Annotated in this window: 21 protein-coding genes; 15 read left to right on the forward strand and 6 right to left on the reverse strand. The window is 72.3% G+C overall.

What is annotated here, in order from left to right:
- Position 1 precedes the first annotated feature (1 nt).
- The 9 genes from JN535_RS12880 (at position 2) to JN535_RS12920 (ending at position 11,611) form a co-directional block, all read left to right on the forward strand.
- Complete coding sequence (locus JN535_RS12880) at positions 2-985, forward strand: carbohydrate ABC transporter permease (RefSeq protein WP_205205933.1); 984 nt, start codon at positions 2-4, stop codon at positions 983-985.
- Positions 985-1,914 (forward strand): carbohydrate ABC transporter permease, encoded by a 930-nt coding sequence (locus tag JN535_RS12885; protein ID WP_205205934.1) that lies wholly within the window; start codon positions 985-987, stop codon positions 1,912-1,914. Before JN535_RS12880 ends, JN535_RS12885 begins: the two co-directional genes overlap by 1 nt.
- A gap of 91 nt (positions 1,915-2,005) precedes the next feature.
- Entirely contained in the window at positions 2,006-4,303 is a 2,298-nt protein-coding gene (gene yicI / locus JN535_RS12890) for an alpha-xylosidase (protein WP_205205935.1), read from the forward strand.
- Positions 4,304-4,461: 158 nt separating this feature from the next.
- Positions 4,462-5,952, forward strand: coding sequence for a GH1 family beta-glucosidase (locus JN535_RS12895; RefSeq protein ID WP_205205936.1), 1,491 nt, complete (start codon positions 4,462-4,464; stop codon positions 5,950-5,952).
- A 676-nt stretch (positions 5,953-6,628) separates the two neighbouring features.
- Positions 6,629-6,874, forward strand: coding sequence for a glutaredoxin-like protein NrdH (nrdH, locus tag JN535_RS12900; RefSeq protein ID WP_205205937.1), 246 nt, complete (start codon positions 6,629-6,631; stop codon positions 6,872-6,874).
- 79 nt (positions 6,875-6,953) lie between these two features.
- Positions 6,954-7,385 (forward strand): class Ib ribonucleoside-diphosphate reductase assembly flavoprotein NrdI, encoded by a 432-nt coding sequence (gene nrdI, locus JN535_RS12905; RefSeq protein ID WP_205205938.1) that lies wholly within the window; start codon positions 6,954-6,956, stop codon positions 7,383-7,385.
- Complete coding sequence (gene nrdE, locus JN535_RS12910; protein WP_445082669.1) at positions 7,382-9,541, forward strand: class 1b ribonucleoside-diphosphate reductase subunit alpha; 2,160 nt, start codon at positions 7,382-7,384, stop codon at positions 9,539-9,541. Before nrdI ends, nrdE begins: the two co-directional genes overlap by 4 nt.
- Positions 9,542-9,679: 138 nt before the next feature.
- Entirely contained in the window at positions 9,680-10,660 is a 981-nt protein-coding gene (gene nrdF, locus JN535_RS12915) for a class 1b ribonucleoside-diphosphate reductase subunit beta (protein WP_205205939.1), read from the forward strand.
- A gap of 81 nt (positions 10,661-10,741) precedes the next feature.
- Entirely contained in the window at positions 10,742-11,611 is an 870-nt protein-coding gene (locus tag JN535_RS12920) for a fructosamine kinase family protein (RefSeq protein WP_205205940.1), read from the forward strand.
- An 18-nt stretch (positions 11,612-11,629) separates the two neighbouring features.
- Here JN535_RS12920 and JN535_RS12925 read toward each other — a convergent pair whose 3' ends face one another.
- Together JN535_RS12925 and JN535_RS12930 are read right to left on the reverse strand one after the other, a co-directional pair.
- Positions 11,630-12,190, reverse strand: coding sequence for a phosphoribosyltransferase (locus JN535_RS12925; RefSeq protein WP_205205941.1), 561 nt, complete (start codon positions 12,188-12,190; stop codon positions 11,630-11,632).
- Between the two features lie 153 nt (positions 12,191-12,343).
- Entirely contained in the window at positions 12,344-13,330 is a 987-nt protein-coding gene (locus JN535_RS12930) for an FKBP-type peptidyl-prolyl cis-trans isomerase (RefSeq protein WP_205205942.1), read from the reverse strand.
- Between the two features lie 220 nt (positions 13,331-13,550).
- Here JN535_RS12930 and JN535_RS12935 point away from each other — a divergent pair, with 220 nt between their 5' ends.
- The 3 genes from JN535_RS12935 (at position 13,551) to JN535_RS12945 (ending at position 15,617) form a co-directional block, all read left to right on the forward strand.
- Positions 13,551-13,856, forward strand: coding sequence for a hypothetical protein (locus JN535_RS12935; protein ID WP_205205943.1), 306 nt, complete (start codon positions 13,551-13,553; stop codon positions 13,854-13,856).
- A 33-nt stretch (positions 13,857-13,889) separates the two neighbouring features.
- The gene (locus JN535_RS12940; protein ID WP_240201071.1) at positions 13,890-14,747 is read left to right on the forward strand and encodes an alpha/beta hydrolase; all 858 of its coding nucleotides are present in this window, start codon (positions 13,890-13,892) and stop codon (positions 14,745-14,747) included.
- Between the two features lie 81 nt (positions 14,748-14,828).
- Positions 14,829-15,617, forward strand: coding sequence for an alpha/beta fold hydrolase (locus JN535_RS12945; RefSeq protein ID WP_205205944.1), 789 nt, complete (start codon positions 14,829-14,831; stop codon positions 15,615-15,617).
- Between the two features lie 30 nt (positions 15,618-15,647).
- Here JN535_RS12945 and JN535_RS12950 read toward each other — a convergent pair whose 3' ends face one another.
- On the reverse strand, positions 15,648-16,094 hold the full coding sequence (locus JN535_RS12950; protein ID WP_205205945.1) for a hypothetical protein: 447 nt from the start codon (positions 16,092-16,094) through the stop codon (positions 15,648-15,650).
- A gap of 3 nt (positions 16,095-16,097) precedes the next feature.
- The gene (locus tag JN535_RS12955) at positions 16,098-17,525 is read right to left on the reverse strand and encodes a hypothetical protein (RefSeq protein WP_307868678.1); all 1,428 of its coding nucleotides are present in this window, start codon (positions 17,523-17,525) and stop codon (positions 16,098-16,100) included.
- A gap of 375 nt (positions 17,526-17,900) precedes the next feature.
- Between JN535_RS12955 and JN535_RS12960 the strand changes: the two genes are divergently transcribed.
- The 3 genes from JN535_RS12960 to JN535_RS12970 are packed head-to-tail and all read left to right on the forward strand — an operon-like array spanning position 17,901 to position 21,129.
- Positions 17,901-19,124 carry a hypothetical protein gene (locus JN535_RS12960; RefSeq protein WP_205205946.1) on the forward strand — a complete coding sequence of 408 codons (1,224 nt, stop codon included), beginning with the start codon at positions 17,901-17,903 and terminating at the stop codon, positions 19,122-19,124.
- Entirely contained in the window at positions 19,121-20,158 is a 1,038-nt protein-coding gene (locus JN535_RS12965; RefSeq protein ID WP_205205947.1) for a hypothetical protein, read from the forward strand. Before JN535_RS12960 ends, JN535_RS12965 begins: the two co-directional genes overlap by 4 nt.
- 20 nt (positions 20,159-20,178) lie before the next feature.
- On the forward strand, positions 20,179-21,129 hold the full coding sequence (locus JN535_RS12970; RefSeq protein ID WP_205205948.1) for a tetratricopeptide repeat protein: 951 nt from the start codon (positions 20,179-20,181) through the stop codon (positions 21,127-21,129).
- Positions 21,130-21,407: 278 nt separating this feature from the next.
- On the opposite strand, the gene glgB is transcribed toward JN535_RS12970, so the two are convergent.
- Both glgB and JN535_RS12980 read right to left on the reverse strand, forming a co-directional pair.
- Positions 21,408-23,639, reverse strand: coding sequence for a 1,4-alpha-glucan branching protein GlgB (gene glgB / locus JN535_RS12975; protein WP_205205949.1), 2,232 nt, complete (start codon positions 23,637-23,639; stop codon positions 21,408-21,410).
- Positions 23,640-23,716: 77 nt separating this feature from the next.
- Positions 23,717-25,255, reverse strand: coding sequence for an aminoglycoside phosphotransferase (locus JN535_RS12980; RefSeq protein ID WP_196217191.1), 1,539 nt, complete (start codon positions 25,253-25,255; stop codon positions 23,717-23,719).
- Positions 25,256-25,261: the final 6 nt, after the last annotated feature.

Genomic DNA, 25,261 nt, shown 5'->3' on the forward strand with positions numbered 1-25,261 from the left:
CATGACCACCCGCACCGACACCGTGCCCGAGGCCGGGCCCGCGCGCGAGGCGTCGCGCGAGACCGCGGCACGCCGCCGCCGTCGCCGGCCCGCCTGGCTCCCGTACCTGCCCTACCTCCTGCCCGGCGCGGTGGCGTTCGTCGTCGTGATCGGCTACCCGTTCGTGATGAACGTCTACTACAGCCTGTTCAAGTGGCGCGGCGGCATGGCGCCGATGCGCTGGTACGGGCTGGGCAACTACGCCGACCTCATGCACGACTCGGCGTTCTGGACCTCGTTCCAGAACTCGATCGCGATGATCCTCGCGATGGTCGTCGCGCCGACCCTCATCGGCCTCGTCCTCGCGGCCGTGCTGTTCGACTACCTCGGCCGGCGCTTCGGCCCCCGCGTCGCGGCGTTCCTGCGCGCGACCTACTACCTGCCGCAGATCCTGCCGGTCGCCGTCGCCGGCGTGCTGTGGAACTGGATCCTCAACTCCCAGACCGGCGCGCTCAACGTGATCCTGCGCGGGATCGGCATCGAGAACCCGCCCAACTGGCTCGGCGACACGACGACGGCGCTGCCGAGCGTCATGCTCGTGCTCATCTGGGTGCAGATCGGCTACCCCGTCGTCATCTTCATGTCCGCGCTCCAGCGCGTGGATCCCGAGCTCTACGAGGCCGCCGAGCTCGACGGCGCGGGCTGGTGGCGGCGCTTCCGGGCCATCACGATCCCGCAGATCCGCCCCGAGACGTTCGTCGTCACGCTCACGTGCACGGTCGCCGCGCTGAAGGTGTTCGGTCCCATCTACGTGCTCACGCGCGGCGGGCCCGAGAGCTCGACGCTCGTCCCGAGCTACTACTCGTACCTGAACTTCTTCGACAAGTCGAAGGTCGGCTACGGCGCCGCGGTGGCGACCGTGCTCACCCTCGTCATCATCGTCGTCGCCGTCGTGATCCTCGCGCTGCAGAGCCGCGCCGAGCGTCGTGAGCAGGAGGGCCGCTGATGTCCACCGTCACCACCACCCCGACCGCGGGCAGCACGCCGGCGGTGCCCGCGTCGTCGTCCGGGGCGCGCCGTCCGCTGCGGGCCACGCGCCAGGACGAGCGCTACCGGCACGGCGTCGGTCGCTGGTTCGTGCTCGCCGCTGCGGTCCTCGTCGCGCTGCTCATGCTGTCGCCGTTCGTCATCATGGTGCTCAACGCGTTCAAGTCGCCGGCCGAGTACTCCCAGGACGGTCCGCTGAGCATCCCGAAGGAGCTCTACGTCGAGGGCGTGCAGAACTTCTGGACACGGACGAACTTCCCGCAGAAGCTCTGGAACTCCGTCTTCATCTCGGCGCTCGTCGCCGTGTTCGGGACGCTCCTGTCGCTGCTCAGCGCCTATGCGATCGGCGTCGGCCGCATCAAGGGCCGCCTGTGGATCGTCACGCTCTTCCTCGTGGCCAACATGCTGCCGCAGGAGGCGCTCATCTACCCGCTGTTCGACATGGCGCAGAAGGTGGGCCTGTCGAACTCGCAGTGGTCGATCATCATCATCTTCACCGTCATCCAGGCGGCGTTCGGCACGTACCTGCTCGCGTCCGTGCTCGGGACGTTCCCGCCCGCGCTGCTCGAGGCCGCCCAGCTCGACGGCGCCGGGCGCTGGCGCATCCTGTGGCAGGTCGTCTACCCGATCGTCAAGCCCACGCTCGGCGTCCTCATGATCTTCTTCTTCATCTGGACGTGGAACGAGTTCTTCATCCCGCTGGTCATGCTGACGACCAACGACACCCAGACGATCCCCATCGCCCTCGCGTCGCTCCAGGGCGACCGGATGATGGACGCCCCGACGACCAACGCGGGCGCGCTCGTCTCGCTGGTCCCCGCGCTGATCTTCTTCCTCATCTTCCAGCGCACCCTCACGCGCGGCGTGACCGCCGGCGCCGTGAAGTGAGCCCCGCGGCGTGACGCCGCGCCGCCCCGGGGCCCAGGCCCCGGGGCGGCCCCCGAGACTCCGATACGCACCGACGAAGGAAGCACCACCCATGAAGTTCACCGACGGGTACTGGCAGGTCCGGCCCGGCATGCACCCGCTCTACGCGGTCGAGGTCGACGACGTCCGCGCGGACGAGGCGGCCGGCACGCTCACCGTGTACGCGCCGACGGCGAAGATCCGCGGTCGGGGCGACACGCTCAACCGTCCGATGCTCACGACGACCTACTCCTCTCCCGCGCCCGGCGTGATCCGCGTGCGCGTCGAGCACCACCAGGGCGTGGTGCGCCGCGGCCCGGCGTTCCAGGTGACCGGCGAGCCCGGGTTCCGGCCCGAGGTCGAGGTGCACGACGACGTCGCCGTCCTGCGGTCCCAGGACCTCGCCGTGCGCGTGCACCGGGGCGACCGGTGGCGCGTCGACTTCGAGGCGGACGGCGAGGTGCTGACCTCCTCGCTGCCGAAGTCGGTGGGGCACGTCACGTCGGACGACGGCGGCGCGTGGACGCACGAGCAGCTCGCGCTGGAGCCGGGCGAGCTCGTCTACGGTCTGGGGGAGCGGTTCGGCCCGTTCGTCAAGAACGGCCAGGTCGTCGACATCTGGAACGAGGACGGCGGCACGTCGAGCGAGCAGGCGTACAAGTCGGTCCCGCTCTACCTGACGACCAAGGGCTACGGCGTGTTCGTCGACCACCCGGAAAGGGTGTCGTTCGAGGTCGCGTCCGAGGTGAACACGCGTGTCCAGTTCTCCGTCGAGGGCCAGGCGCTGGAGTACCTGGTCATCCAGGGCCCGACGCCCAAGGACGTGCTGCGCCGGTACACCGCGCTCACCGGCCGCCCCGCGCGCGTCCCGGCGTGGTCGTTCGGGCTGTGGCTCACCACGTCGTTCACGACGAGCTACGACGAGCAGACGGTGAACGGGTTCATCGACGGTATGGCCGAGCGCGACCTGCCGCTGTCGGTGTTCCACTTCGACTGCTTCTGGATGCGCGAGTACCAGTGGGTCGACTTCGAGTGGGACCCGCGCACGTTCCCCGACCCCGAGGGCATGCTCCGGCGTCTGCACGACCGCGGGCTCAAAGTGTGCGTGTGGATCAACCCGTACGTCGCGCAGCGCTCGCCGCTCTTCGCGGAGGCCGCGGAGCAGGGCTTCCTCGTCAAGCGCGAGGACGGGTCCGTGTGGCAGTGGGACCTGTGGCAGGCGGGCATGGGCCTGGTGGACTTCACCAACCCCGACGCGACCGCGTGGTACGTGGGCAAGCTCGAGGGGCTGCTCGACCAGGGCGTCGACTGCTTCAAGACCGACTTCGGCGAGCGGATCCCCGTCGACGGCATCGCGTGGCACGACGGGTCCGACCCGAAGAAGATGCACAACTACTACGCCCAGCTCTACAACGAGGCGGTCTTCCGGCTGCTCGAGCGCAAGCGCGGCGAGGGCGAGGCGGTGCTGTTCGCGCGGTCCGCGACGGCGGGCGGCCAGCAGTTCCCCGTGCACTGGGGCGGCGACTGCGACTCGACGTACGCGTCGATGGCCGAGTCGCTGCGCGGCGGACTGTCGATGTCGATGTCCGGGTTCGGCTACTGGAGCCACGACATGGGCGGCTTCGAGGGCACGCCCGACCCGGGGGTGTTCAAGCGCTGGACGGCGTTCGGGCTTCTGTCGTCGCACTCGCGCCTGCACGGCTCCGGCTCCGTGCGCGTCCCGTGGGCGTTCGACGACGAGGCCGTCGATGTCACGCGCAAGTTCACGCACCTCAAGCTGTCGCTCATGCCGTACCTGGGCCGGGTGGCCGAGGAGGCGCACACCGACGGCGTGCCGATGATGCGACCGCTCGTGCTCGAGCTCCCGCACGACCGCGCCGGGTTCACCGCGGACACGCAGTACCTGCTGGGCGACGCCCTGCTCGTCGCGCCGGTCTTCCGCGCGGACGGCCGCGTCGAGTACTACGTGCCCGAGGGCACCTGGACGCGCCTGGTCCAGCCCGACGACGGCCCCGCCCTGAGCGAGACCGTGACCGGCCCGCGCTGGGTCACCGAGACCCACGGGTTCGACTCGCTCCCGGTGCTCGTGCGCCCGGGCACCGTCCTCCCGATCGGCGCCCGCACGGACCGGCCGGACTACGACTGGGCCGACGGCGTGACGCTGCACGCGTTCGAGCTGCCCGACGGGTACGACGAGCTCGTGGTCGTCCCGCCGGCGGACGGCGCGGCCGGGGCCACGTTCCGCGTGCGCCGGTCGGGCGCGACGCTCACCGTCTCGTCCGACGACGCCGTGGCGGCGTGGTCCGTGCGGGCCGGCTCCGCGACGGCCGAGGCCCGCGGCGCGGCGAGCGTGACGGTCGACCTCGGCTGACGGCGTATCCTGGGCGAGCATGTCATGGAAGCGCTCCCATGGCATGCTCGCCCCTGCACTTCCCGCTCGTGCTCTGCTCGCACCCACCGAGACGCACGAGCACCACCGACCACCCGTCGCGGACCGCGTCGTCCGACGACCGAGCAGCGAGGACCCTCGTGACCACCGACACCACCGCCCCCGACGCCGTCGAGACGCAGGCCGCGCCCGCGCCGTCGGGCCGCCGGACGTTCCCGACCGACTTCCTCTGGGGCTCTGCCACCGCCGCCTACCAGATCGAGGGCGCCGCCGCCGAGGGCGGACGCACGCCGTCCATCTGGGACACCTACTCCCACACCCCCGGCCGCACGCTCAACGGGGACACGGGCGACGTCGCCGACGACCACTACCACCGGTGGCAGGAGGACGTGCAGCACATCGCCGACCTCGGCCTCGGTGCGTACCGGTTCTCGATCTCGTGGTCGCGCGTCCAGCCGGGCGGCACCGGCCCGCTCAACCCCGAGGGCGTCGCGTTCTACTCACGCCTCGTCGACGCTCTCCTGGAGAAGGGCGTCAAGCCCGTCGTCACGCTCTACCACTGGGACCTCCCGCAGGAGCTCGAGGACGCGGGAGGCTGGGCCAACCGCGACACCGCGTACGCGTTCGCGGAGTACGCCCGCCACATGGCGCGCGAGCTCGGCGACCGGATCGACACGTGGACGACGCTCAACGAGCCGTGGTGCTCCGCCTACCTCGGCTACGGCTCCGGCGTGCACGCGCCCGGCCGCACCGAGCCCGCCGCGGCGCTCGCGGCCGTGCACCACCTCAACCTCGCGCACGGGCTCGCCGTCCAGGCGATCCGCGACGAGCTCGGCGAGGACGCGAGGACGTCCGTCACGCTCAACCTGCACGTCATCCGCCCCGACGACCCGTCGTCGGCCGCGGACCTCGACGCCGTGCGCACGATCGACGCGCTCGCCAACCGGGCGTTCCTCGGCCCGATCCTCGACGGCGAGTACCCCGCCGACCTGCTCGCCGACACCGCGCACGTGAGCGACTGGTCGTTCGTGCGCGAGGGCGACCTCGAGACCGTGCGCCAGCCGTTGTCCATCCTCGGGGTCAACTACTACTCGACCGTGCGCGTGCGCCACTTCTCCGGCGAGGGCGAGCGGGCCGAGAACGACGGCCACGGCGCGTCGAAGCACAGCCCGTGGATCGGCGTCGACGACGTCGAGTTCGTCCAGCAGCCCGGCCCGTACACCGCGATGGGCTGGAACATCGAGCCGGCCGGCATGACCGAGCTGCTCGTGTCCATCGCGAAGACCTACCCGCACCAGCCGATGATGGTCACCGAGAACGGCGCCGCGTTCGCCGACGAGGTCACGGTCGACGCCGACGGGACCGCCCGCGTGCACGACGACCGGCGCGTGGCGTACCTGCACGACCACGTCGACGCCGTGGGTGCCGCGATCGACGCGGGCGCCGACGTGCGCGGCTACTTCGCGTGGTCGCTGCTCGACAACTTCGAGTGGGGCTACGGCTACGACCGCCGGTTCGGCATCATCCGGGTCGACTACGACACGCTCGAGCGCACGTGGAAGGACTCGGCGCACTGGTACCGCCGGCTCGCGACGTCGAACGTCCTGCCCGGGGTCGACGAGACCGCCTGAGCCGTTCCCCGCCGAAGGCCCGTCCGGGGTTCGCTCCGGGCGGGCTTCGTCGTGCTTCTGACCCGCCGAGGTAGAACCCTGGTAGGCCGAGGTAGAACCCTGGTTCGTGGTCGAGAGGTGGCAGTCGGGCCTGCGTTCAGAGGTGACGTTTGTCGCACGTGCGTGGTTCAGCGTGCGACACGCCCAGGGAACGCGACACGCCGACGAGTTCGGCGCGCGTCGTGCCCGGATTGAACCGGTTCGCCCGGCTGTCCGCGCGTTGTGCCCGACGCCGGGTGGCCGCCTTCGCGCGGCGCGCGGCGGTCCGCACAGGGTGTGGACCGACGTCGTCCCCACCCTGTGGACGGTGTCGTGCGGCCCGCGCGAACACGCCGTTCCCGGGCCGTCCGGGCGGTGGACGACGGGCTGTGGACGAGCGTCCCGAGGGAGTGTCAGAGGTGCCTGGGACCATGGATCCATGGCCCCTAGCACACCCGCCAGGGTGAAGTTCGACCACGACATCTAGTGCGGTGGCACGGTGTCGACCACTAGGTATAGTGGTTGCACACCCAGGGGGCCGGAGGCCTTCTGGCGAATCACACAGACGTAGTTCCACGGGTGTCCTTCGAGGTCAGAGACGTGTCTCCCTCCCCGAGGACCGTTCCCGGACAGAGCGCGAGAGACGAGGAGTCACCTTATGAGCGTCACGGTCTACAGCAAGCCGGCTTGCGTTCAGTGCGACGCGACGTACCGCGCTCTGGACAAGAAGGGCATCGAGTACACCGTGGTGGACATCAGCCAGGACGCCGAGGCGCTCGAGCTCGTGCGCGGGCTCGGCTACCTGCAGGCGCCCGTGGTCGTCGCCGGCGACGAGCACTGGTCCGGGTTCCGTCCCGACCAGATCAACGCTCTCGCGCAGAAGGTCTCGCCGGTCGTCGCCTGACCGGCCTTCCCGGGGCGCCGCAGGCGCCCCGACCACGTACGGAAGCAGGCGGAGCAGGGCAGGACGGAGGTGCGTCCCCGTGGGGTCGCTCGTGTACTTCTCCAGCGTCAGCGAGAACACGCACCGGTTCGTCCAGCGGCTCGACCTGCCGGCCCTCGGCATGGACGTGCAGCGCATCCCGCTGCGTCCGACCGAGGGCTTCCTGCGCGTCGAGGAGCCGTACGTGCTCATGGTCCCGACCTACGGGGGCGGCAACGAGGGTGGTGCCGTCCCGCGCCAGGTCGTGAAGTTCCTCAACGACGTGCACAACCGGTCGTTGATCCGCGGCGTCATCGCCGCGGGCAACACCAACTTCGGCGACGCCTACTGCATCGCCGGCGACATCATCTCCGCGAAGTGCCAGGTGCCCTACCTGTACGCCTTCGAACTCCTGGGAACAGCCGAGGACGCCGCACGCGTCCGCGACGGATTGGGACGATTTTGGCAACGACAGTCACGGATTCCGGCGTGAGCGTGGCAGGCGGTGGCACGGTCACCGAGGTGCCGCTGGCCAGCACCCAGCTCGACTACCACGCGCTCAACGCGATGCTGAACCTCTACGGCCCGAACGGCGAGATCCAGTTCGACAAGGACCGCGAGGCCGCGCGCGCGTACTTCCTCCAGCACGTCAACCAGAACACGGTGTTCTTCCACGACCTGCAGGAGAAGCTCGACTACCTCGTCGAGAACAAGTACTACGACCCGGCCGTGCTGGCGAAGTACGACCGCGCGTTCGTCAAGTCGCTCTTCGAGTTCGCGTACTCCAAGAAGTTCCGCTTCGAGACGTTCCTGGGCGCGTTCAAGTACTACACGTCGTACACGCTCAAGACGTTCGACGGGAAGCGGTACCTGGAGCGTTTCGAGGACCGCGTGTGCATGGTCGCGCTCGGTCTCGCGGACGGCAACGAGCAGGCCGCGCTCGACATCGTCGAGGAGGTCATCTCGGGCCGCTTCCAACCCGCGACCCCGACGTTCCTCAACGTCGGCAAGGCGCAGCGCGGTGAGCCCGTGTCGTGCTTCCTGCTGCGCATCGAGGACAACATGGAGTCCATCGCGCGCGGCATCAACTCCGCGCTCCAGCTCTCCAAGCGCGGCGGCGGCGTCGCCCTGCTCCTGTCGAACATCCGCGAGCACGGCGCGCCCATCAAGCACATCGAGAACCAGTCGTCGGGCGTCATCCCCGTGATGAAGCTCCTCGAGGACTCGTTCTCCTACGCGAACCAGCTCGGCGCGCGCCAGGGCGCCGGTGCGGTGTACCTGCACGCGCACCACCCGGACATCCTGCGGTTCCTCGACACCAAGCGCGAGAACGCGGACGAGAAGATCCGCATCAAGACGCTGTCGCTCGGCGTCGTGATCCCGGACGTCACGTTCGAGCTCGCCAAGAAGAACGAGGACATGTACCTCTTCTCGCCGTACGACGTCGAGCGCGTCTACGGCAAGCCGTTCGCCGACATCTCGGTCACCGAGAAGTACGACGAGATGGTCGACGACTCGCGCATCCGGAAGACGAAGATCAAGGCGCGCGACTTCTTCCAGACGATCGCCGAGCTGCAGTTCGAGTCCGGCTACCCGTACATCATGTTCGAGGACACGGTGAACAGGGCGAACCCGATCAAGGGCCGCATCACCCACTCGAACCTCTGCTCGGAGATCCTCCAGGTCTCGACGCCGTCGACCTTCAACGAGGACCTCTCCTACGACCACGTCGGCCGCGACATCTCCTGCAACCTCGGGTCGCTCAACATCGCCAAGACGATGGACTCGCCGGACTTCGCCAAGACGATCGACACCGCGATCCGCGCGCTCACCGCGGTCTCGGACCAGACGAGCATCGAGTCGGTGCCGTCGGTCAAGCGCGCGAACGAGGCGGGACACGCGATCGGCCTCGGCCAGATGAACCTTCACGGCTACCTCGCGCGCGAGCGGATCCACTACGGGTCCGAGGAGGGCATCGACTTCACGAACATCTACTTCTACACGGTCGCCTACCACGCGATCGCGGCGTCGAACCGCCTGGCGATCGAGCGCGGGCGCGCGTTCGGGGGCTTCGAGGACTCGAAGTACGCGTCGGGGGAGTACTTCGACAAGTACACCGACCAGGTGTGGGAGCCCGCCACGGAGCGCGTGCGCCAGCTCTTCGCCGACGCCGGCGTGCACATCCCGACGCAGGACGACTGGAAGGCCCTCAAGGCCTCGGTCATGGAGCACGGGATCTACAACCAGAACCTCCAGGCCGTCCCGCCGACCGGCTCGATCTCCTACATCAACAACTCGACGTCCTCGATCCACCCGGTGCCGTCGAAGATCGAGATCCGCAAGGAGGGCAAGATCGGGCGCGTCTACTACCCGGCGCCCTACCTGACGAACGACAACCTCGAGTACTACGAGGACGCGTACGAGATCGGCTACGAGAAGATCATCGACACGTACGCCGCCGCGACGCAGCACGTCGACCAGGGCCTGAGCCTCACGCTGTTCTTCAAGGACACGGTCACGACGCGCGACGTCAACCGCGCGCAGATCTACGCGTGGCGCAAGGGCATCAAGACGCTCTACTACATCCGCCTCCGTCAGATGGCCCTGGAGGGCACGGAGGTCGAGGGTTGCGTCAGCTGCATGCTGTAGTCGCCTGAGGCAGCTGTCCGTTGCCTCGATGCCCGACGCCGTCGGCCACCCTCCCGCAGAGGCGTGGCCGACGGCGCAGGGTCCGGTCCCACGAAGTCGTCCCGGTCGGTCCGGGGTCAGCAGGAGAGAAGAAGGCAGATGTCGCCCACGGGGAAGCTCAAGCTCATCGATCGCGTGAGCGCGATCAACTGGAACCGTCTCGAGGACGAGAAGGACCTCGAGGTGTGGGACCGCCTCGTCGGCAACTTTTGGCTGCCCGAGAAGGTGCCGGTGTCGAACGACATCCAGTCGTGGCACACGCTCACCGCGCAGGAGCAGGAGCTCACGATGCGCGTGTTCACCGGCCTGACGCTGCTCGACACGATCCAGGGCACGGTCGGCGCGGTGTCGCTCATCCCGGACGCGATCACGCCGCACGAGGAGGCGGTGTACACCAACATCGCGTTCATGGAGTCGGTGCACGCCAAGAGCTACTCGTCGATCTTCTCCACGCTGTGCTCCACGCGCGAGATCGACGACGCGTTCCGCTGGTCGGAGGAGAACCCGAACCTCCAGCGCAAGGCCGAGATCGTCATGGAGTACTACAAGGGCGACTCCCCGCTCAAGCGCAAGGTCGCGAGCACGCTGCTCGAGTCGTTCCTCTTCTACTCCGGCTTCTACCTGCCGATGTACTGGTCGTCGCGCGCCAAGCTGACGAACACGGCCGACCTCATCCGCCTCATCATCCGTGACGAGGCCGTGCACGGGTACTACATCGGCTACAAGTTCCAGAAGGGCCTCGAGAAGCTCAGCCCCGAGGAGCGCGACGAGCTCAAGGCGTACACGTTCGAGCTGCTCTTCGAGCTGTACGACAACGAGGTGCAGTACACGGAGGACCTCTACGACGGCGTCGGGCTCACCGAGGACGTCAAGAAGTTCCTGCGGTACAACGCCAACAAGGCGCTCATGAACCTCGGCTACGAGGCGCTCTTCCCCAAGGACGAGACGGACGTCAACCCGGCGATCCTCTCGGCGCTGTCGCCGAACGCGGACGAGAACCACGACTTCTTCTCCGGGTCGGGCTCGTCGTACGTCATCGGCAAGGCCGTGAACACCGAGGACGACGACTGGGACTTCTGACCGTCACCCGTTCCCGCGCCGAGGGCCCCGACCTGCAAAAAACTGCGGGTTCGGGCCCTCGTCGTCTGGCATAGTCCCGGCATGCGCATGCTCAGGGAGCGGCTGCGCGCCGCGGGCCTCGACGACGTGACCTCCGTCGAGCCGGTGAGCGGCGGGCTCGCCGCGACGGCCGGGCTGGCCCGGCGGACCGACGCCGAGCCGCTGTTCGTCAAGGCGTTCGACGCGGACGCGCCAGGCGACGACGTCTTCACCGTCGAGGCCGAGGGCCTGGCCGCTCTCCGCGCCGCCGGCGTCGAGACCCCTGAGGTCGTCCACGCGGGCGCCGATCTCCTCGTCCTGTCGGCGCTCGCCCCGCGGCCGTCGACGCGGGACTTCTGGGAGGAGCTCGCGCACTCGCTCGCGCACGTGCACACCACGACGCGGAGCGAGCGCTTCGGGTGGCACCAGGACGGCTGGCTCGGCCGCCGTCGGCAGGTGAACACCTGGACGGAGGACGGGTTCGAGTTCTTCGCGCAGCACCGGCTGCTGCGCTGGCTCGACGAACCCCGGGTCCACGCCGCACTCGGTGCGGCGGACCGCGCAGCGCTCGAGCGCCTGTGCGCGCGGCTCCCGGAGGTGCTGCCGGGAGGTCCGGCCTGCCTGACGCACGGCGACCTGTGGGCGTCGAACGTGATGGCGACCGCCGACGGTCGTCCGGCGCTCATCGACCCGGCCGTCTCCTACACGTGGGCGGAGGTCGACCTCGCCCACGTGTGGACGACCGCGCCCCCGCCCGAGGCCGACGCCTTCTTCGGCCTCTACGCGGAGCTCACGGGCCTCGACGACGACTGGCATGAGCGCATGCCCGTCGTCCAGCTCCGGCAGCACCTGGCCGTCGTCGCGCAGTTCGAGCCCGACTGGGGCGCGGCGGACGCCGTCCGCGCGACGCTGGCCCCCTTCCGGACGCGCTGACCGTCGACGGGCGGCGGCTCAGTCGTTCGGGCGGGACTGCGCGCCCTCGACCGGCGGGTCGGCCGACCACGGGAACGTGATCCAGAGGTCGGTGTCCTTCCACGAGTAGTCCGGCTGGATGATGGTGCGCGGCTTGGTGTACAGCACCGCGGACCGCGCCTCGGCGCCGTGGTTGCTGAGCATCTCCATGACCAGGGCGAGCGTCCGCCCGGAGTCCGCGACGTCGTCGACCACGAGCACGTGCGCGCCCGGCAGGTCGGACGTGTCCATGAGCGGCGGGAGCACGCGCGGGTCGGTGAGGGTCTGGCCGATGTCGGTGTAGAACTCGACGTTGAGCGTCCCGACGCCTTTGGTCCCGAGCGCGTACGCGACCGCGCCGCCGGGTAGGAGACCGCCGCGGGCGACCGCGATGACGACCTCGGGGCGGAACCCGCTCGCCACGACCTGCTCGGCGAGCTCGCGCGCGGCGACGCCGAACGTCTCCCACGTGAGCACCTCGCGCTCCGGCGGGACGGCGAAGCTGGGCGACGACGCGTCGTCGGGCACGGAGGGGACCGGGGTCGTGGAGGCGTCCGTCATGGATCGAGCGTACGTCGCGCGACGCGCGGGCTCTGCCAGTCCAAGGCCCGGCGGTCCGCGCCTCACGACCCGGCCCGCTACCCGCGACGACAGAGGGCCGCACCCCGTGTCGGGGTGCGGCCCTCCGTGGAGCGGTGTCGGCTCGGTGCCGGGTCAGTACGCCGCGAGGATGTCCACGACGAAGACGAGGGTCTCGCCCGCGAGCTCGTTCGTGTTCGTGTCGCTCTTCTCGCCGTAGCCGAGCGAGGGCGGGATGACGAGGAGCACCTGGCTCCCGACGGTCTGGCCGGACAGGCCCTGGGTCCAGCCGGCGACGACGCCGCTCAGCGGGAAGGTGGAGGGCTCACCGCGGTCCCACGACGAGTCGAACTGCTCGCCGTCGAGCTTCCAGCCCGTGTAGTGCGCGATGACCGTCTGGTCCTCGGTGACCTCGGGGCCGCTGCCCTTGATGAGCGGCTGCACGACGAGCTCGGTCGGCGCGGTGTAGCCCTCGGGGATCTCGACCGACGGCTTGCCCGTGTCGTCGAGCGTGACGACGGGCAGCCCCTCGGCGGGCGTCACGGCCTCGCCCTCTGCGCGGTCCGGGACGTCCGCGGGGTCGGGCGCGACCGGGGCGTCCTTGACGGCCGTGACCTCGCCGACCGTGAGGACGGCCGAACCGTCCTGCCCCGGCGCTGCGAACAGGAAGCGCGTGCCGACCTTCTTGCCAACCAGCGCCTCGAGCAGCTGCGGGTACACCTGGTCGTCGAGGACGACCGGCTGCGCCGAGTCGTCCTCCCAGGTCGAGCCGAGCTTCGACCCGTCCGTGCCGGAGTACGCCGCCTGGTGGAGCGTGACCTCCTGGCCCTTGGCGATCTCGTCACCGTCGCCGTCGTTCAGCGAGAGCGCGGCCGCGCCGGAGACCTCGAGCGGGGCCTCGAACTCGACGGTCGGCTCGCTGCCGGGGTCGCCCGTGACCGTGACGGCCTCGAGCACCGCGACGTCCTCGGGCGACGACGTCGCGCCGTCGGTCGCGCCGTCGGAGGCGGACGGGCTCGGCGACGTCTCGTCGCCGGACCCGCCCTCCGACGAACAGCCGGAGAGGACGAGGGCGGCGCCCAGGGTGAGCGCGGCGACGCCGCGCAGGGTGCGGTGCTTCACGAGGGGGGTCCTTCGGGTCGGTGGGACGGCAGGGCCGTCGGGTCTGGGCCGCACCCGCACGACGGCGGTCGTCGGCGTCCCGGGTCGGGGCCGCCTCGCGTCCGCGCGCCGGGTGCAGCACCGGCCCGGACACTCTAGCGGTCCCACCTGGACACCTGCTGGGAGGTCCGGGGCTTCCTCGCACGAGGCCGTGCGCGAGCCGCCGGGGGAGAATGGGCGCATGCCGTCCCGCCGACCGTCCCGCAAGCGACCCTGGGGAGCGGAGCCCGCGCCCCTCGACCTGGACCGCGTGCTCGGCGGTGCGCGCCGCGAGTCCGGGGCCGACGGCGAGTGGCAGGTCCGCACGGTCCGCGGCGGTTCCAAGACGTACCTGTGCCCGGGCTGCAACCAGGAGATCCCGCCCGGCACGGGCCACGTGGTCGCGTGGCAGGAGGACTCGTTCTTCGGCGCCGAGACGGCGCTCGACCACCGCCGGCACTGGCACACGTCGTGCTGGCAGGCGCGCGGGCGCCGTCGTCCTCGCTAGAGGTCCGTGGCGGACGAACTAGGCTCGACCACGATGAGCACCGCACCCGATCCCGCGCCCGCCGGAGCCGACGCGCCGGCCGGTCCGACCCCTATCCGGTCCCTGACGGTCCTGCCCGCGCGGCGCGAGGACGTCGAGCTGCACACCGCGGACGGGCTGACGCTCGTCGGCGAGCTCGCGCTCCCCGCCGACCGCGACCCGGTCGCGACCCTCGTCACGCTGCACCCGCTGCCGACGCACGGCGGGTACATGGACTCCCACGTGTACCGGAAGGCGGCGTGGCGCCTGCCCGCGCTCGCCGACCTCGCGGTGCTGCGGTTCAACACGCGCGGGACGTCGTCGCCGCGCGGCACGAGCGAGGGCTCGTTCGACGGCGGCGAGGCCGAGCGCTTCGACGTCGCCGCGGCCATCGAGCTCGCGGAGTTCCGCGACCTGCCGCACCGCTGGCTCGTCGGGTGGTCGTTCGGGACGGAGCTCGCGCTCAAGCACGGGACCGACCCGGCCGTGGAGGGCGCGATCCTGCTCTCGCCGCCGCTGCACCGCGCGACGGACGAGGACCTCGACCGCTGGGACGCGTTCGGCAAGCCGCTCGTCGTGCTCGTCCCCGAGCTCGACGACTACCTGCGCCCCGACGAGGCGCGCCGACGCTTCGCGCGCGTGCGCAACGCCGAGGTGATCGGCGTCGACGGTGCCAAGCACCTGTGGGTGGGGGAGTCGTCGGTGCGCCGGGTGCTCGACGAGATCGTCGGCCACGTGCGCCCGGGGTTCCCGCTGCCGCTGCCGACCGAGTGGTCCGGCGACGGGGACGAGGCCGCGACGGCCGAGCGCGACACCGCCGACTCCGACCAGGCGAGCTACGACGCGAGCCGGTCGGACGGCGTCGACGACTGACACCCCCGGCGGGACGGCCCCGGGCGTGGGACGGTGGGACGAGACCTGACGGCGACGGACGCACGACCTGAGGAGGACGACGTGACGACGGCCCCGCTCGAGACCTTCACGCTGCGCGAGGGGTACGGGACCCCGCTCGTGCTGCTGCACGGCTTCCCGCTGGACCACCGCATGTGGGGCGACGTCGCGGCCGCGCTGCCGGGCGAGCCCACCGTCGTCGCCGTCGACCTCCCGGGGCTCGGTGCGAGCCCGCTGGCGGGCGACCCGGCGTCGATCGAGGCGTCCGCCGACGCCACCGCCGCCGCGCTCACCGCGGCGGGGATCACGCGCGCCGTCGTGGCGGGGCTGTCGATGGGCGGCTACGTCGCGCTCGCGCTCGCCGAGCGGCAGCCCGACCTGGTCGCCGGGCTCGGGCTCGTGGACACGAAGTCCACCGCCGACTCCGACGACGCACGGGCCAACCGGCTGCGAGTCGCGGACGAGGTGACGCGGTCCCAGACCGTCGACGCCGTCCTCGGCATGCCGGGCGTGATGCTCGGCGAGACGAGCAAGGCGGCGCGCAAGCACCTCACCGCGCGGCTCGAGGAGTGGATCCGCGGGCAGCGTCCCGACGGCGTCGCGTGGTCGCAGCGCGCGATGGCGGCACGCCCGGACCGCACCCACGTCCTCGAGGGGTTCACCGGCCCGGTGGCCGTGGTCGTCGGGGAGGAGGACGCGATCACGCCCACGGCGGAGGCGGAGCACATGGCGGACGCCGCGCCCGCCGCGCAGCTGGTCCTCGTGCCCGGTGCCGGGCACATGAGCGCCGTCGAGGACCCGGACGCGGTGGCGGACGCCCTCGCCGACCTGCTCGCCCGCGCGTCCGTCTGACCCGACCGCCCGGCGGCGGCGCGCTCGTCGTCAGCGGCCGTCGAGCACGAGCGCGAGCGCGTCGGCGAGGTCGATCGACTCGCCGTCCCGGCCGCCCTTGCCCAGCACCAGCGGCGGGTCCGACGGCTCGACGCTCACCCCGCGCAGCCGCCCCAGCACGGTGCCGGGCACCCCGAGCACGTAGAACTCCCCGTCCTCGCCGACGGCGACGCTGCGGTTGCGGCGCAGGTACCAGCCCTTGAGCGGGGTCCGGTAGGTGGCCGTGCCGTCGAACGACCGGGCGCGCAGCGGCTCGGGCGCGAGGCCGCGCTCACGAGCACGCACCACGAACTCGGCGAGGAGCGCGCGCGCCGCGGCGCTCTCCCGCGCGCGCCGGCGGTCGAGCTCGCGTTGCTGGTGCGCCGCGGCCTCGGTCCGCTGCCGACGCCAGTCGTCGGCAGCGGACCCGGTGCGGTCCGCGGGGTCCGCGGAGGACACCGGTCAGGCCGGTGCGGGAGCGTCGGTCTCGGCCTCGGCGTCCGCCTGACCGGCGGAGCCCCGCTTCGTCGAGGCGCCCGACCCGTCCTGCTGGGTCGGCTCCTCGGCGACGACCGGGAACTCGGCCGTCATGAGCGTCGCCGCCCGCGCCTGCTGTGCGGGCGTGCCCGCGGGCACCGCCGCCTTCTTCTTGACGGGAGCCTTCGCGGCCTCGGCCTCGCCGCCGAGGAGCCCCCGCAGCTCGTCGAGGTAGGTGTTGATCGAGTCGTGCTGGCGCGTGAGGTCCTCGAGCTGACGCTGGGCGACGGTGCGCTGCTGCTCCGCCTCCGCCTTCGCGTCGCTCACCGTCTGCTCCGCGAACGCCCGTGCCTCGGCGACGATCTGGTCGGCGTTGCGACGGGCCGTCGACATGAGGTCCTTGACGTACGCGTCGGACTCCCGGCGGACCTTCTCGGCCTGCTCCAGCGCGCGCGCGACGCGCTTCTCGGCCTCTGCCGCATGCTCCTCGGCCGTGGAGACGAGCTTCTCCGTCTCGGCCTTGGCGGCGGCGTGGCGCTCCGCGTTCTCGCGCTCCGCCTCCTCGCGGCGACGCACGACCTCGAGCTCGGCGTCGGCGAGCGCGGTGCGGGCCTTGTCGCGCAGCTCCTCCATCTCCGACGTGACCGCGTTGGCGGCCTCGGTCGCCTTGCGCTGCGCCTCGTCGACCTGGCGCTGCGCCTCGCGACGCGCGTTCTCCAGGAGCTCGGCGGCCTCGCGCTCGGCGGCCTCGCGCTGGGCGGCGGTCTCCGCCGCCACACGGGCACGCAGCTCGGCGGCCTCGCGCTCGGTCGTGACGCGCAGCTCCGTCGTCTCGCGCTCCACCGTCGCCCTCAGCGTCCCGAGCTCGCGCTCGAGCGACGCCCGGCGCTCGCTCTCCTCGGTGGCGATCGCGCTCTGGATGCGCGCGGCCTCGCGCTCGGCGGACCCGACGAACTCCTCGGCCCGGCGCTGGGCGTTGAGCAGCGTGCCCTCGGCCTCCGAGGCGCTCGTGGCGCGGATCTCCTCGGACTCGAGCCGCGCGCTGTTGAGGAGCTCGGCGACCTCGTTCTCCGCGCGCGAGCGCACCTGGCCCGCCGAGAGCTTCGCGCGCGCCATGATGTCGGCGGCCTGGGCGTTGGCCTGCGAGAGGATGTCCGCGGACTGCTCCTCCGCGGAGCGCATGAGCTGCTCGATGCGGGAGCCGAGGCCGGCGTACGAGGGGCGTTCCGCCTCGCGGAGCTGGCGCTGGGCGTCGTTGAGCTCGCTCGTGAGCTGCATCGCGCGGGCGTCCGCGGCCTCGACGCGCGCCCGCGCGTCCTCCACGGCCTTCTCCAGCCTCGCGAGCTGGGCCTCGACCTGGACGCGGTCGTACCCGCGCATCGTGATGGGGAAGAGCGTGCGCTCGTCGGACACGTCGATGACCTCCGGTGCTGGTTCGTCGCGGCCTCCGCCGCCGGGCGGCGTCCCCTCCCGAGGAGGGCGGGCGCGGCGGTCGTGCCACGGCCCCGCCGTGCTCCGACCAGGATACGGGGATCGCGCTGTCCTGAATACCCGGATTGGAGCAGGTGAGACGATGGTCGCAGTGCTGCGGGACGGACGGCGCAGGGTCAGGTGGCACCCGGTCCGACGGTGCGACGCGTGCCCTTCCTGAAGGCCGGCTGACGAGCGTGGGACCGTGGGGAGAGAGGCTCGTGAACGGATCGTGAGGATCCGCGCACGATCTCCCGCGGTCGATCTACGAGGGGTTTCGCACCTATTCTGGAACGTCGATCGACGAAGGGAAGCTCGGTGCTGCAACGAATCATCGCCGCCCTCCTGCTCGTGGGAGGGCTGGTCGCCGTCGGCCTCGGCGTCGCGTCCGCCACGGTGTGGCGGGACAGCGACACGGTCGTGGCGACCACGGCGTACACGGGGGACGGCACGATGCTCGTCACCGAGCCCGGGGTCCTGGACCTCGTGGCCGAGGACGTGACGATCCGTGCCACGGCACCGGGCGAGCAGCAGGTCACCCTGGCGATCGGGCGCGAGGTCGACGTGACCGGCTGGGTCGGGGAGGACGCCCACGGCGTGGTCACCGGGCTCAGCGACTGGGACGCGCTCGCGACCCGTGCGGCCGAGCCGACCGCCGCGGAGGAGCCCGCCGAGGGAGAGAGCCCCGCCGAGGAGGAGTCACCGACCGACGAGGCTCCCGCCGACGGCGAGACGCCCGCCGACGGTGAGGCCGCCGAGGGGGAGACCCCTGCGGACGGCGAGACCCCGGCCGAGGGCGAGACCCCGGCCGAGACGGCGGTCGTCGGCGTGGACCCCGCCGGGTCGGACATGTGGTTCGAGGAGTCGACGGGCGCCGGCTCGGCGAGCCTGCGCTGGTCCGACCAGCCCGGTCGCTGGCAGCTTCTGGTGGCCGGCGTGGGTGAGGATGCCGTCGCCCCGACGCTCGAGCTCTCCTGGCCGCGCCAGGTCGAGACGCCCTACCTGTGGCCGGGCGTCATCGGCGGTGCGGTCCTCATCCTCCTGGGACTCGGGATCGGCGCGGCGAGCCTGCGACCCAAGCGCCGCGGCCCGTCGGGGCGCGGCGCCGCGACGTCGGCCACCCCCGCGGTCGCCCCGGCCGCGGCCGCGCCCGGATCGTCGTCGGGCGAGCGGGACGCGGAGACGTCCGACGGCGAGGTGCCGACCGACACCGCGCAGGTGCGCATGCTCACGCGCCGCGAGCTCCGCGAGCGCGAGGAGGCCGAGCGGCTCGCCCAGCAGCAGGCACGCGCCCAGAAGCCGCGGCGTGCGTGGCTCACCGGCCAGATCCCCATCGTCGCGCGGGGCGAGCGGCGACCCAAGACCGCGACACAGCCGACCGTCGAAGCGGCCGACGGGCACCCCACCACCCAGGACAGCGCCTCCACGCGGGCAGACGCCTGGCGCCGGGCGTGGGGCTTCACCCCAGGCGGTAGCGCGGGGAACGGCGAGACCGCCGACCCGCAGCCCGACACGGACGAGACGAAGGACAGCACCCGATGATCAGCACCACCCGCGACGCGGCACGCCCTCGCGGCGCGCGCCGTCACCTCGCCGGAGTGGCCGGCGGTCTGGTCGGCGCGCTCCTGCTCGCCGCCTGCTCGGCCCCGCTGCCGACGCCGCAGCCCGACCCGACCCAGGACCCGCCCCCGCCCGTCCTCTCCGAGGCGCAGGAGACGGTGGTGCTGGACGCGGTCGCGTCGGCGCTCGCCGCGGCGAGCGAGGCGAACGACCCGAAGCAGCTCGAGGGCCGCGTCACCGGCCCGGCGCTCGCCATCCGCACGAGTCAGCTCGCCGTCGCGGCGGCGCGCGGCAACGCGGACCTCGTGACCGAGCTGCCGACCGAGGCCCAGCAGGTCGTCATCCCGACGACGCAGACCTGGCCCCGCACCTCGTACGCCGTGAGCGTCCAGCCCGAGAGCCTGCAGACGCCTCGCCTGTCCGTGCTCGAGCAGGCCGGCGCGCGGGACCCCTACCAGCTCTGGGCGTGGGTCCGCCTGCTCCCCGGCGTGACCATGCCGAGCTTCGCCGACCCGAGCATCGGGAGCGAGGCCGTCGCGCCCGACGACTCGAGCCTCCTCGTCACGCCCACGGACGCCGTCGCGCAGTACGCCGACGTGCTCAACCTCGGGACCGGCTCCGGCTTCGCCAGCACCTTCGAGGACGACTCCTTCCGCACGCTGCTCGCCGAGCGCGCCCAGGCCTGGACCACGGCGCTCGAGCCCGCCGCCGGCAAGTACGCGCTGACGTTCACCCCGAACGCCGACGAGCAGGTCCGCGCGGTCCGCACCGCGGACGGCGGTGCGCTCGTGGTCGGAGCCATGACGTCGCAGGAGTCCATGACGGCCGAGGAGGGGGCGCAGGTCCCGCCCGACACGGAGACGATCAAGGCGCTCTACGGCGACAAGACCCCGACGAACGTCCTCAAGGTCGGGTACCAGGACGTCGTCGCGCTCTACGTCCCGCCGGCCGGGTCGGAGGAGAAGATCCGCGTCGTGGGCAACGAGCACATCGCGACGTCCGTCGCCAACAGCTGACCGTCCCTAGGATTGCGTCCATGAGCGAACCTACCCAGCAGCCCGCGTTCGACGTGCGCGGAGCGGTCGACCTGTCCGCGCTGACCCGGCCGCAGTCCCCGCCGCCGGGGGAGGAGGGCGGCGCGCCCGCAGCCGGTGGCTACGTCGTCGACGTCACGGACGAGACGTTCGGCCAGCTCGTCCAGGACTCGACGCAGTACCCGGTCGTCGTCCTGCTCTGGATCCCGACCGACCAGGCGAACGCCCAGCTCGGCACCGACCTCGGCGCGCTGGCGGACGAGTACGCCGGCCGCTTCCTCCTGGCCCGCGTCGACGCCCAGGCCCACCCGCAGATCACCGCGGCGTTCCAGGTCCAGGGGGTCCCGACCGTCGTCGCGATCCTCCAGGGCCAGCCGGTGCCGCTGTTCCAGGGCGCCGCGCCCGTGGAGCAGGTGCGGTCGGTGATCGACCAGGTGCTCCAGGCCGCCGAGGCGAACGGCGTCACCGGCCGGGCGCCGTCCCAGGGTGGCGACGGCGAGTCGGTGCCCGCCGAGCCGACCCCGGAGCCCGAGCCCGAGCTCCCGCCGCTGCACCAGGAGGCGTACGACGCGATCGAGCGCGACGACCTCGACGCCGCCGTCGCGGCCTACGAGAAGGCGATCAAGCAGGACCCGCGCGACGCGCTCGCCGTCGCCGGCCTCGCGCAGGTGCGGCTCCTGCAGCGCACGCGCGACGCCGACCTCGCGACGGTCCGCGCCGCGGCCGCCGCCGCACCGCAGGACGTCGACGCCCAGCTCGCCATCGCCGACCTCGACCTGCTCGGGGGCCACGTCGACGACGCGCTCGGCCGGCTCCTGGACCTCCTGCCCGGTGCCGACGCCGACGGCAAGGAGAAGCTGCGCGTGCGCCTCCTCGACTACTTCGAGGTCGTCGGCCCCACCGACCCCCGCGTCGGCAAGGCCCGCCAGCGCCTCGCGATCAGCCTCTACTGACGCACCTGCACCTGCACGCGGACGACGAGCGGCCGGTCACCCACCGTGACCGGCCGCCGCCGCGCTGAGGAGGCAGCGCAGAAGGGCGAGACGAAGCCGGGTGGGTGGGGTGGTGGCGCCGGGTCGTGGCGGGCCTGGCGGGAGCCGCGAGGGACGAGCGGCGGATGGTAGACCCGGCGCCACCACCCCACCCACCACCCAGGGTGACCAGACCTCTACGTCAGCAGGCCAGACCTCTACGTCAGCAGGCCAGACCTCTACCTCGGCAGACCAGGCCTCTACCTCGGCGACGGGACGAGGTACAACGCGCCGAGCGGGGGCAGGCGCAGGGTCGCGGAGTGCGCGCGCCCCTTCCACGGGACGGCCTCCGCCTCGACCTCGCCGAGGTTGCCGACGCCCGACCCGCCGTACACCTCGGCGTCGGTGTTGAGCACCTCGCGCCACGTGCCGCCCGACGGCAGCGGGACGCGGTAGCCCTCGTGCGGCGTCCCGGCGAAGTTCACGACGACGGCGACCTCGCTGCCGTCGCGCCCACGTCGCACGTAGGCGAGGACGTTGTGGTCGGCGTCGTCGGCGTCGAGCCACTCGAAGCCGGCGGGATCGTGGTCGAGCTCCCAGAGTGCGGGGGTCGCGCGGTAGAGCACGTTGAGGTCGCGCACGGCCCGCTGGACGCCCTGCCGCCCGGGGTCGGCGGCGAGGCCGTCCCAGTCGAGCGAGCGCCCCTCGTTCCACTCGGTGTGCTGCCCGATCTCGCTGCCCATGAAGAGGAGCTGCTTGCCGGGGTGCGACCACTGGTAGGCGAGGAACGCGCGGACGCCGGCTCGCTTCTGCCAGTCGTCGCCGGGCATCTTGCCGTAGAGCGACCCCTTGCCGTGCACGACCTCGTCGTGGCTGATGGGCAGCACGAACTGCTCGGAGTAGGCGTAGACCATCGAGAAGGTGATCTCGTGGTGGTGGTAGCGCCGGTTGATGGGCTCCTCGGCGACGTAGCGCAGGGAGTCGTTCATCCAGCCCATGTTCCACTTGAGCCCGAACCCGAGGCCCCCGGCCGACGTCGGCCGGGTCACCCCGGGCCACGCCGTCGACTCCTCGGCGATCATCATGACGCCGGGCGTGCGCCGGTAGGCGGTGGCGTTGGCCTCCTGGAGGAACGCGATGGCCTCGAGGTTCTCGCGCCCGCCGTGCACGTTGGGGTGCCACTGGCCGGGGCCGCGCGAGTAGTCGAGGTAGAGCATGGACGCGACGGCGTCGACGCGCAGCGCGTCGACGTGGAACTCCTCGAGCCAGTACGTCGCGTTGGCGACGAGGAAGTTGCGGACCTCGTTGCGCCCGAAGTCGAACACGTACGTGCCCCAGTCGGGCTGCTCTCCGCGCAGCGGGTCGGCGTGCTCGTAGCACGGTGTGCCGTCGAACCGGGCCAGGGCCCACTCGTCGCGCGGGAAGTGCGCGGGGACCCAGTCGACGACGACGCCGATCCCCGCCGCGTGCAGGCGGTCGACGAGGTAGCGGAAGTCGTCGGGGTGGCCGAACCGTGACGTCGGCGCGTAGTAGCCGGTGACCTGGTAGCCCCACGACCCGCCGAACGGGTGCTCGGCGACGGGCAGGAGCTCGACGTGCGTGAAGCCCTGCTCGACGACGTACGCGGTGAGCTGCTCCGCGAGGTCGCGGTAGGACAGGCCCTGGCGCCACGAGCCGAGGTGCACCTCGTAGATGCTCAGCGGCTGCGTGTGCGGGTCGTGGGCGGCCCGCTCGGCGAGCCACGCGTCGTCGGACCACGTGAACTGCGACTCGACGACGACGCTCGCCGTCGCGGGCGGCACCTCGGTCGCCTTGGCGAGCGGGTCGGCCTTCTGCCGCCACGAGCCGTCGGGGCCGAGGATCTCGTACTTGTACCGCGCGCCCGTGCGCACGCCCGGGACGAACAGTTCCCAGACGCCGCTCGAGCCGAGCGAGCGCATCGGGTGCGTCGCGCCCCAGCCGTTGAAGTCGCCGATGACGCGGACCGCGCGCGCGTTGGGCGCCCAGACGGCGAACGCGGTGCCCGTGGTGTCGCCGAGCGCGCTGGGGTAGGTGCGCACGTTCGCGCCGAGCGCGCGCCACAGCTCCTCGTGCCGGCCCTCCCGGATGAGGTGCAGGTCCACCTCGCCGAGAGTCGGCAGGAAGCGGTAGGGGTCGTCGGCGGTCGTGGCCTCGTGGCCGTAGCGCGCCCGGACGCGGTAGTCGGGGGCGTGCCGGGTGCCGTCGGGGTCCTGGTGCACCGGGACGACCGCGGCCCAGACCCCGTCCTGCTCGTGCGCGGCCGCGTGCTCGCCGTCGGTCGTGACGACGACGACCTCGTCGGCGAGGGGGCGCAGGACCCGGACGACGGCGCGCGCGTCGTCGGAGTCGGGCGCCAGGTGCGGGCCGAGCACGGCGTGCGGGTCGAACGTGCGTCCGGCCGCCGCGGCGGCGAGCGCGTCCGGCAGCACGACGACGGGGAGTGGGGTGGGGGAGGCGGCGGACCCGGTCATGGGGCAACCTTTCCACGTCCCGCGTGCCCCCACAGGACGGGCTCGCCGGACGGTCACGTTCGCGGTCGGGTCCGCTGTCAGGCGTCGCCCGCGAGCAGGCGGTCGACCGCGGCGAGCGGGATGGGCTCCCAGTCCGGGCGGTTGCGCGACTCGTAGACGACCTCGTAGAGCGCCTTGTCGAGCGTGAGCGCCCGTACCAGGGCCTCGGACGTCGCGCGGTCGACGCCGGCCGTGTCGGCCCGGTCGTAGGCGTCGAGGAACGCGGTGCGCGCCTGGACGGCCCATGCGGCGTCGCGGGCGCGCCCGACGGCGGCGGCGTAGTCGAACGAGCGCACGATCCCGGCGACGTCGCGCAGCGCGAGGTCCGGGCGCGTGCGCTCGGCGACCGGCCGCAAGGGCTCACCCTCGAAGTCGAGCACCTTCCAGCCGAACCGCCGCGCGTGCAGCACCTGGCCGAGGTGCAGGTCGCCGTGGACCGTCTGGAGCCGGGGGAGCGCATCGGGGACGCGCGTGACGTTCGCGAGCCGCGCGGACGTGCGGTCCCAGAACGCGGCGACGTCCGCAGCGCGCCGTCCGAGCGCGCTGGAGGACGCGACGGCCTCGTCCGCACGCCGGCGCAGGTCCGCGACGAGCCAGCGCGCGTCGACGGGCGAACCGACGCCGAACGCGCGGCGGAGCGCGGCGTGCAGGTCGGCGAGCACGCGCCCCAGGTCGGCCGCGAGGTCGGCGAACGAGGCGTCCTGCCCCGCGTAGGAGCACGCGAGGTCGAACCCGTCGCGCGCGCCCTCGACGAACTCGCTGAGGATCGCCAGGTGCGCGGAGCGGGGCGCCTCCGGGCCCGCCGGGGTGCCCGACGGCGGTGCCCCGCCCCCAGCGTTCGGCTCGTCCGGTCGGTGGTCCGCGTGCGGGTCGACGGCGGTCGGGTCGTCCGCTGCGTCCCACGTCACCTCGAGCCACGCGAGCGGCCGGGGCACCCCGCCCCAGCCCTGGGCCGCAAGAGCGCGGGGGATGGTCACGTCGGGGTTGGGCCCGATCGCGATGGCGCGCAGGACCTTGAGCATGCTCCCGCCGGCGACCCGCGGCAGCAGCACCGAGCTGTTCGACTGCTCGACGCTCAGCGCGCGTCCACCGGTGAGGTCGGCGTCGACCTCGGGGCGAGCGCCGCCCGGACTCGCGCCGTCCGGTGCCGTGCCGTGGCTCTCCCACTCCGCCACGGCCAGGAGGGCTGCCCAGCACGCGGGGTGCGCGGCGCCGTCGTGCACGACCCAGCCGGCGTCGTCGGCGCCTCGCGGGGCGAGCGTCCCGATCGGCGCCGCGCCGCCCGGCGTCAGGCCCACCGGCGAGGTCGCCGGCTCGAGCACGAGGGGCACCTGTACGACGAGGTCCACACCGTCCCCGACGAGCCGCAGGAGGTGGAGCTCGACCCGGGTCCCCGGCCACGCGGCGTCGGGCCGGCCGGGTGCCGCGGCGGACGCCGGGACCTCGAGCACGAACGACAGCCACGGCACGTGGGTGACGGCGACCCCCTTGACCGGGTACCACCGCCGCGCGGGCAGCCAGGCGTCCAGGAGCGCCATGAGCTCCGCCGAGGGCGGGTCCGTCCGCCGTACCGTCACGCGCGC

The sequence above is a fragment of the Cellulosimicrobium cellulans genome (assembly GCF_016921195.1).
In the GTDB taxonomy this organism is placed as follows: domain Bacteria; phylum Actinomycetota; class Actinomycetes; order Actinomycetales; family Cellulomonadaceae; genus Cellulosimicrobium; species Cellulosimicrobium cellulans_F.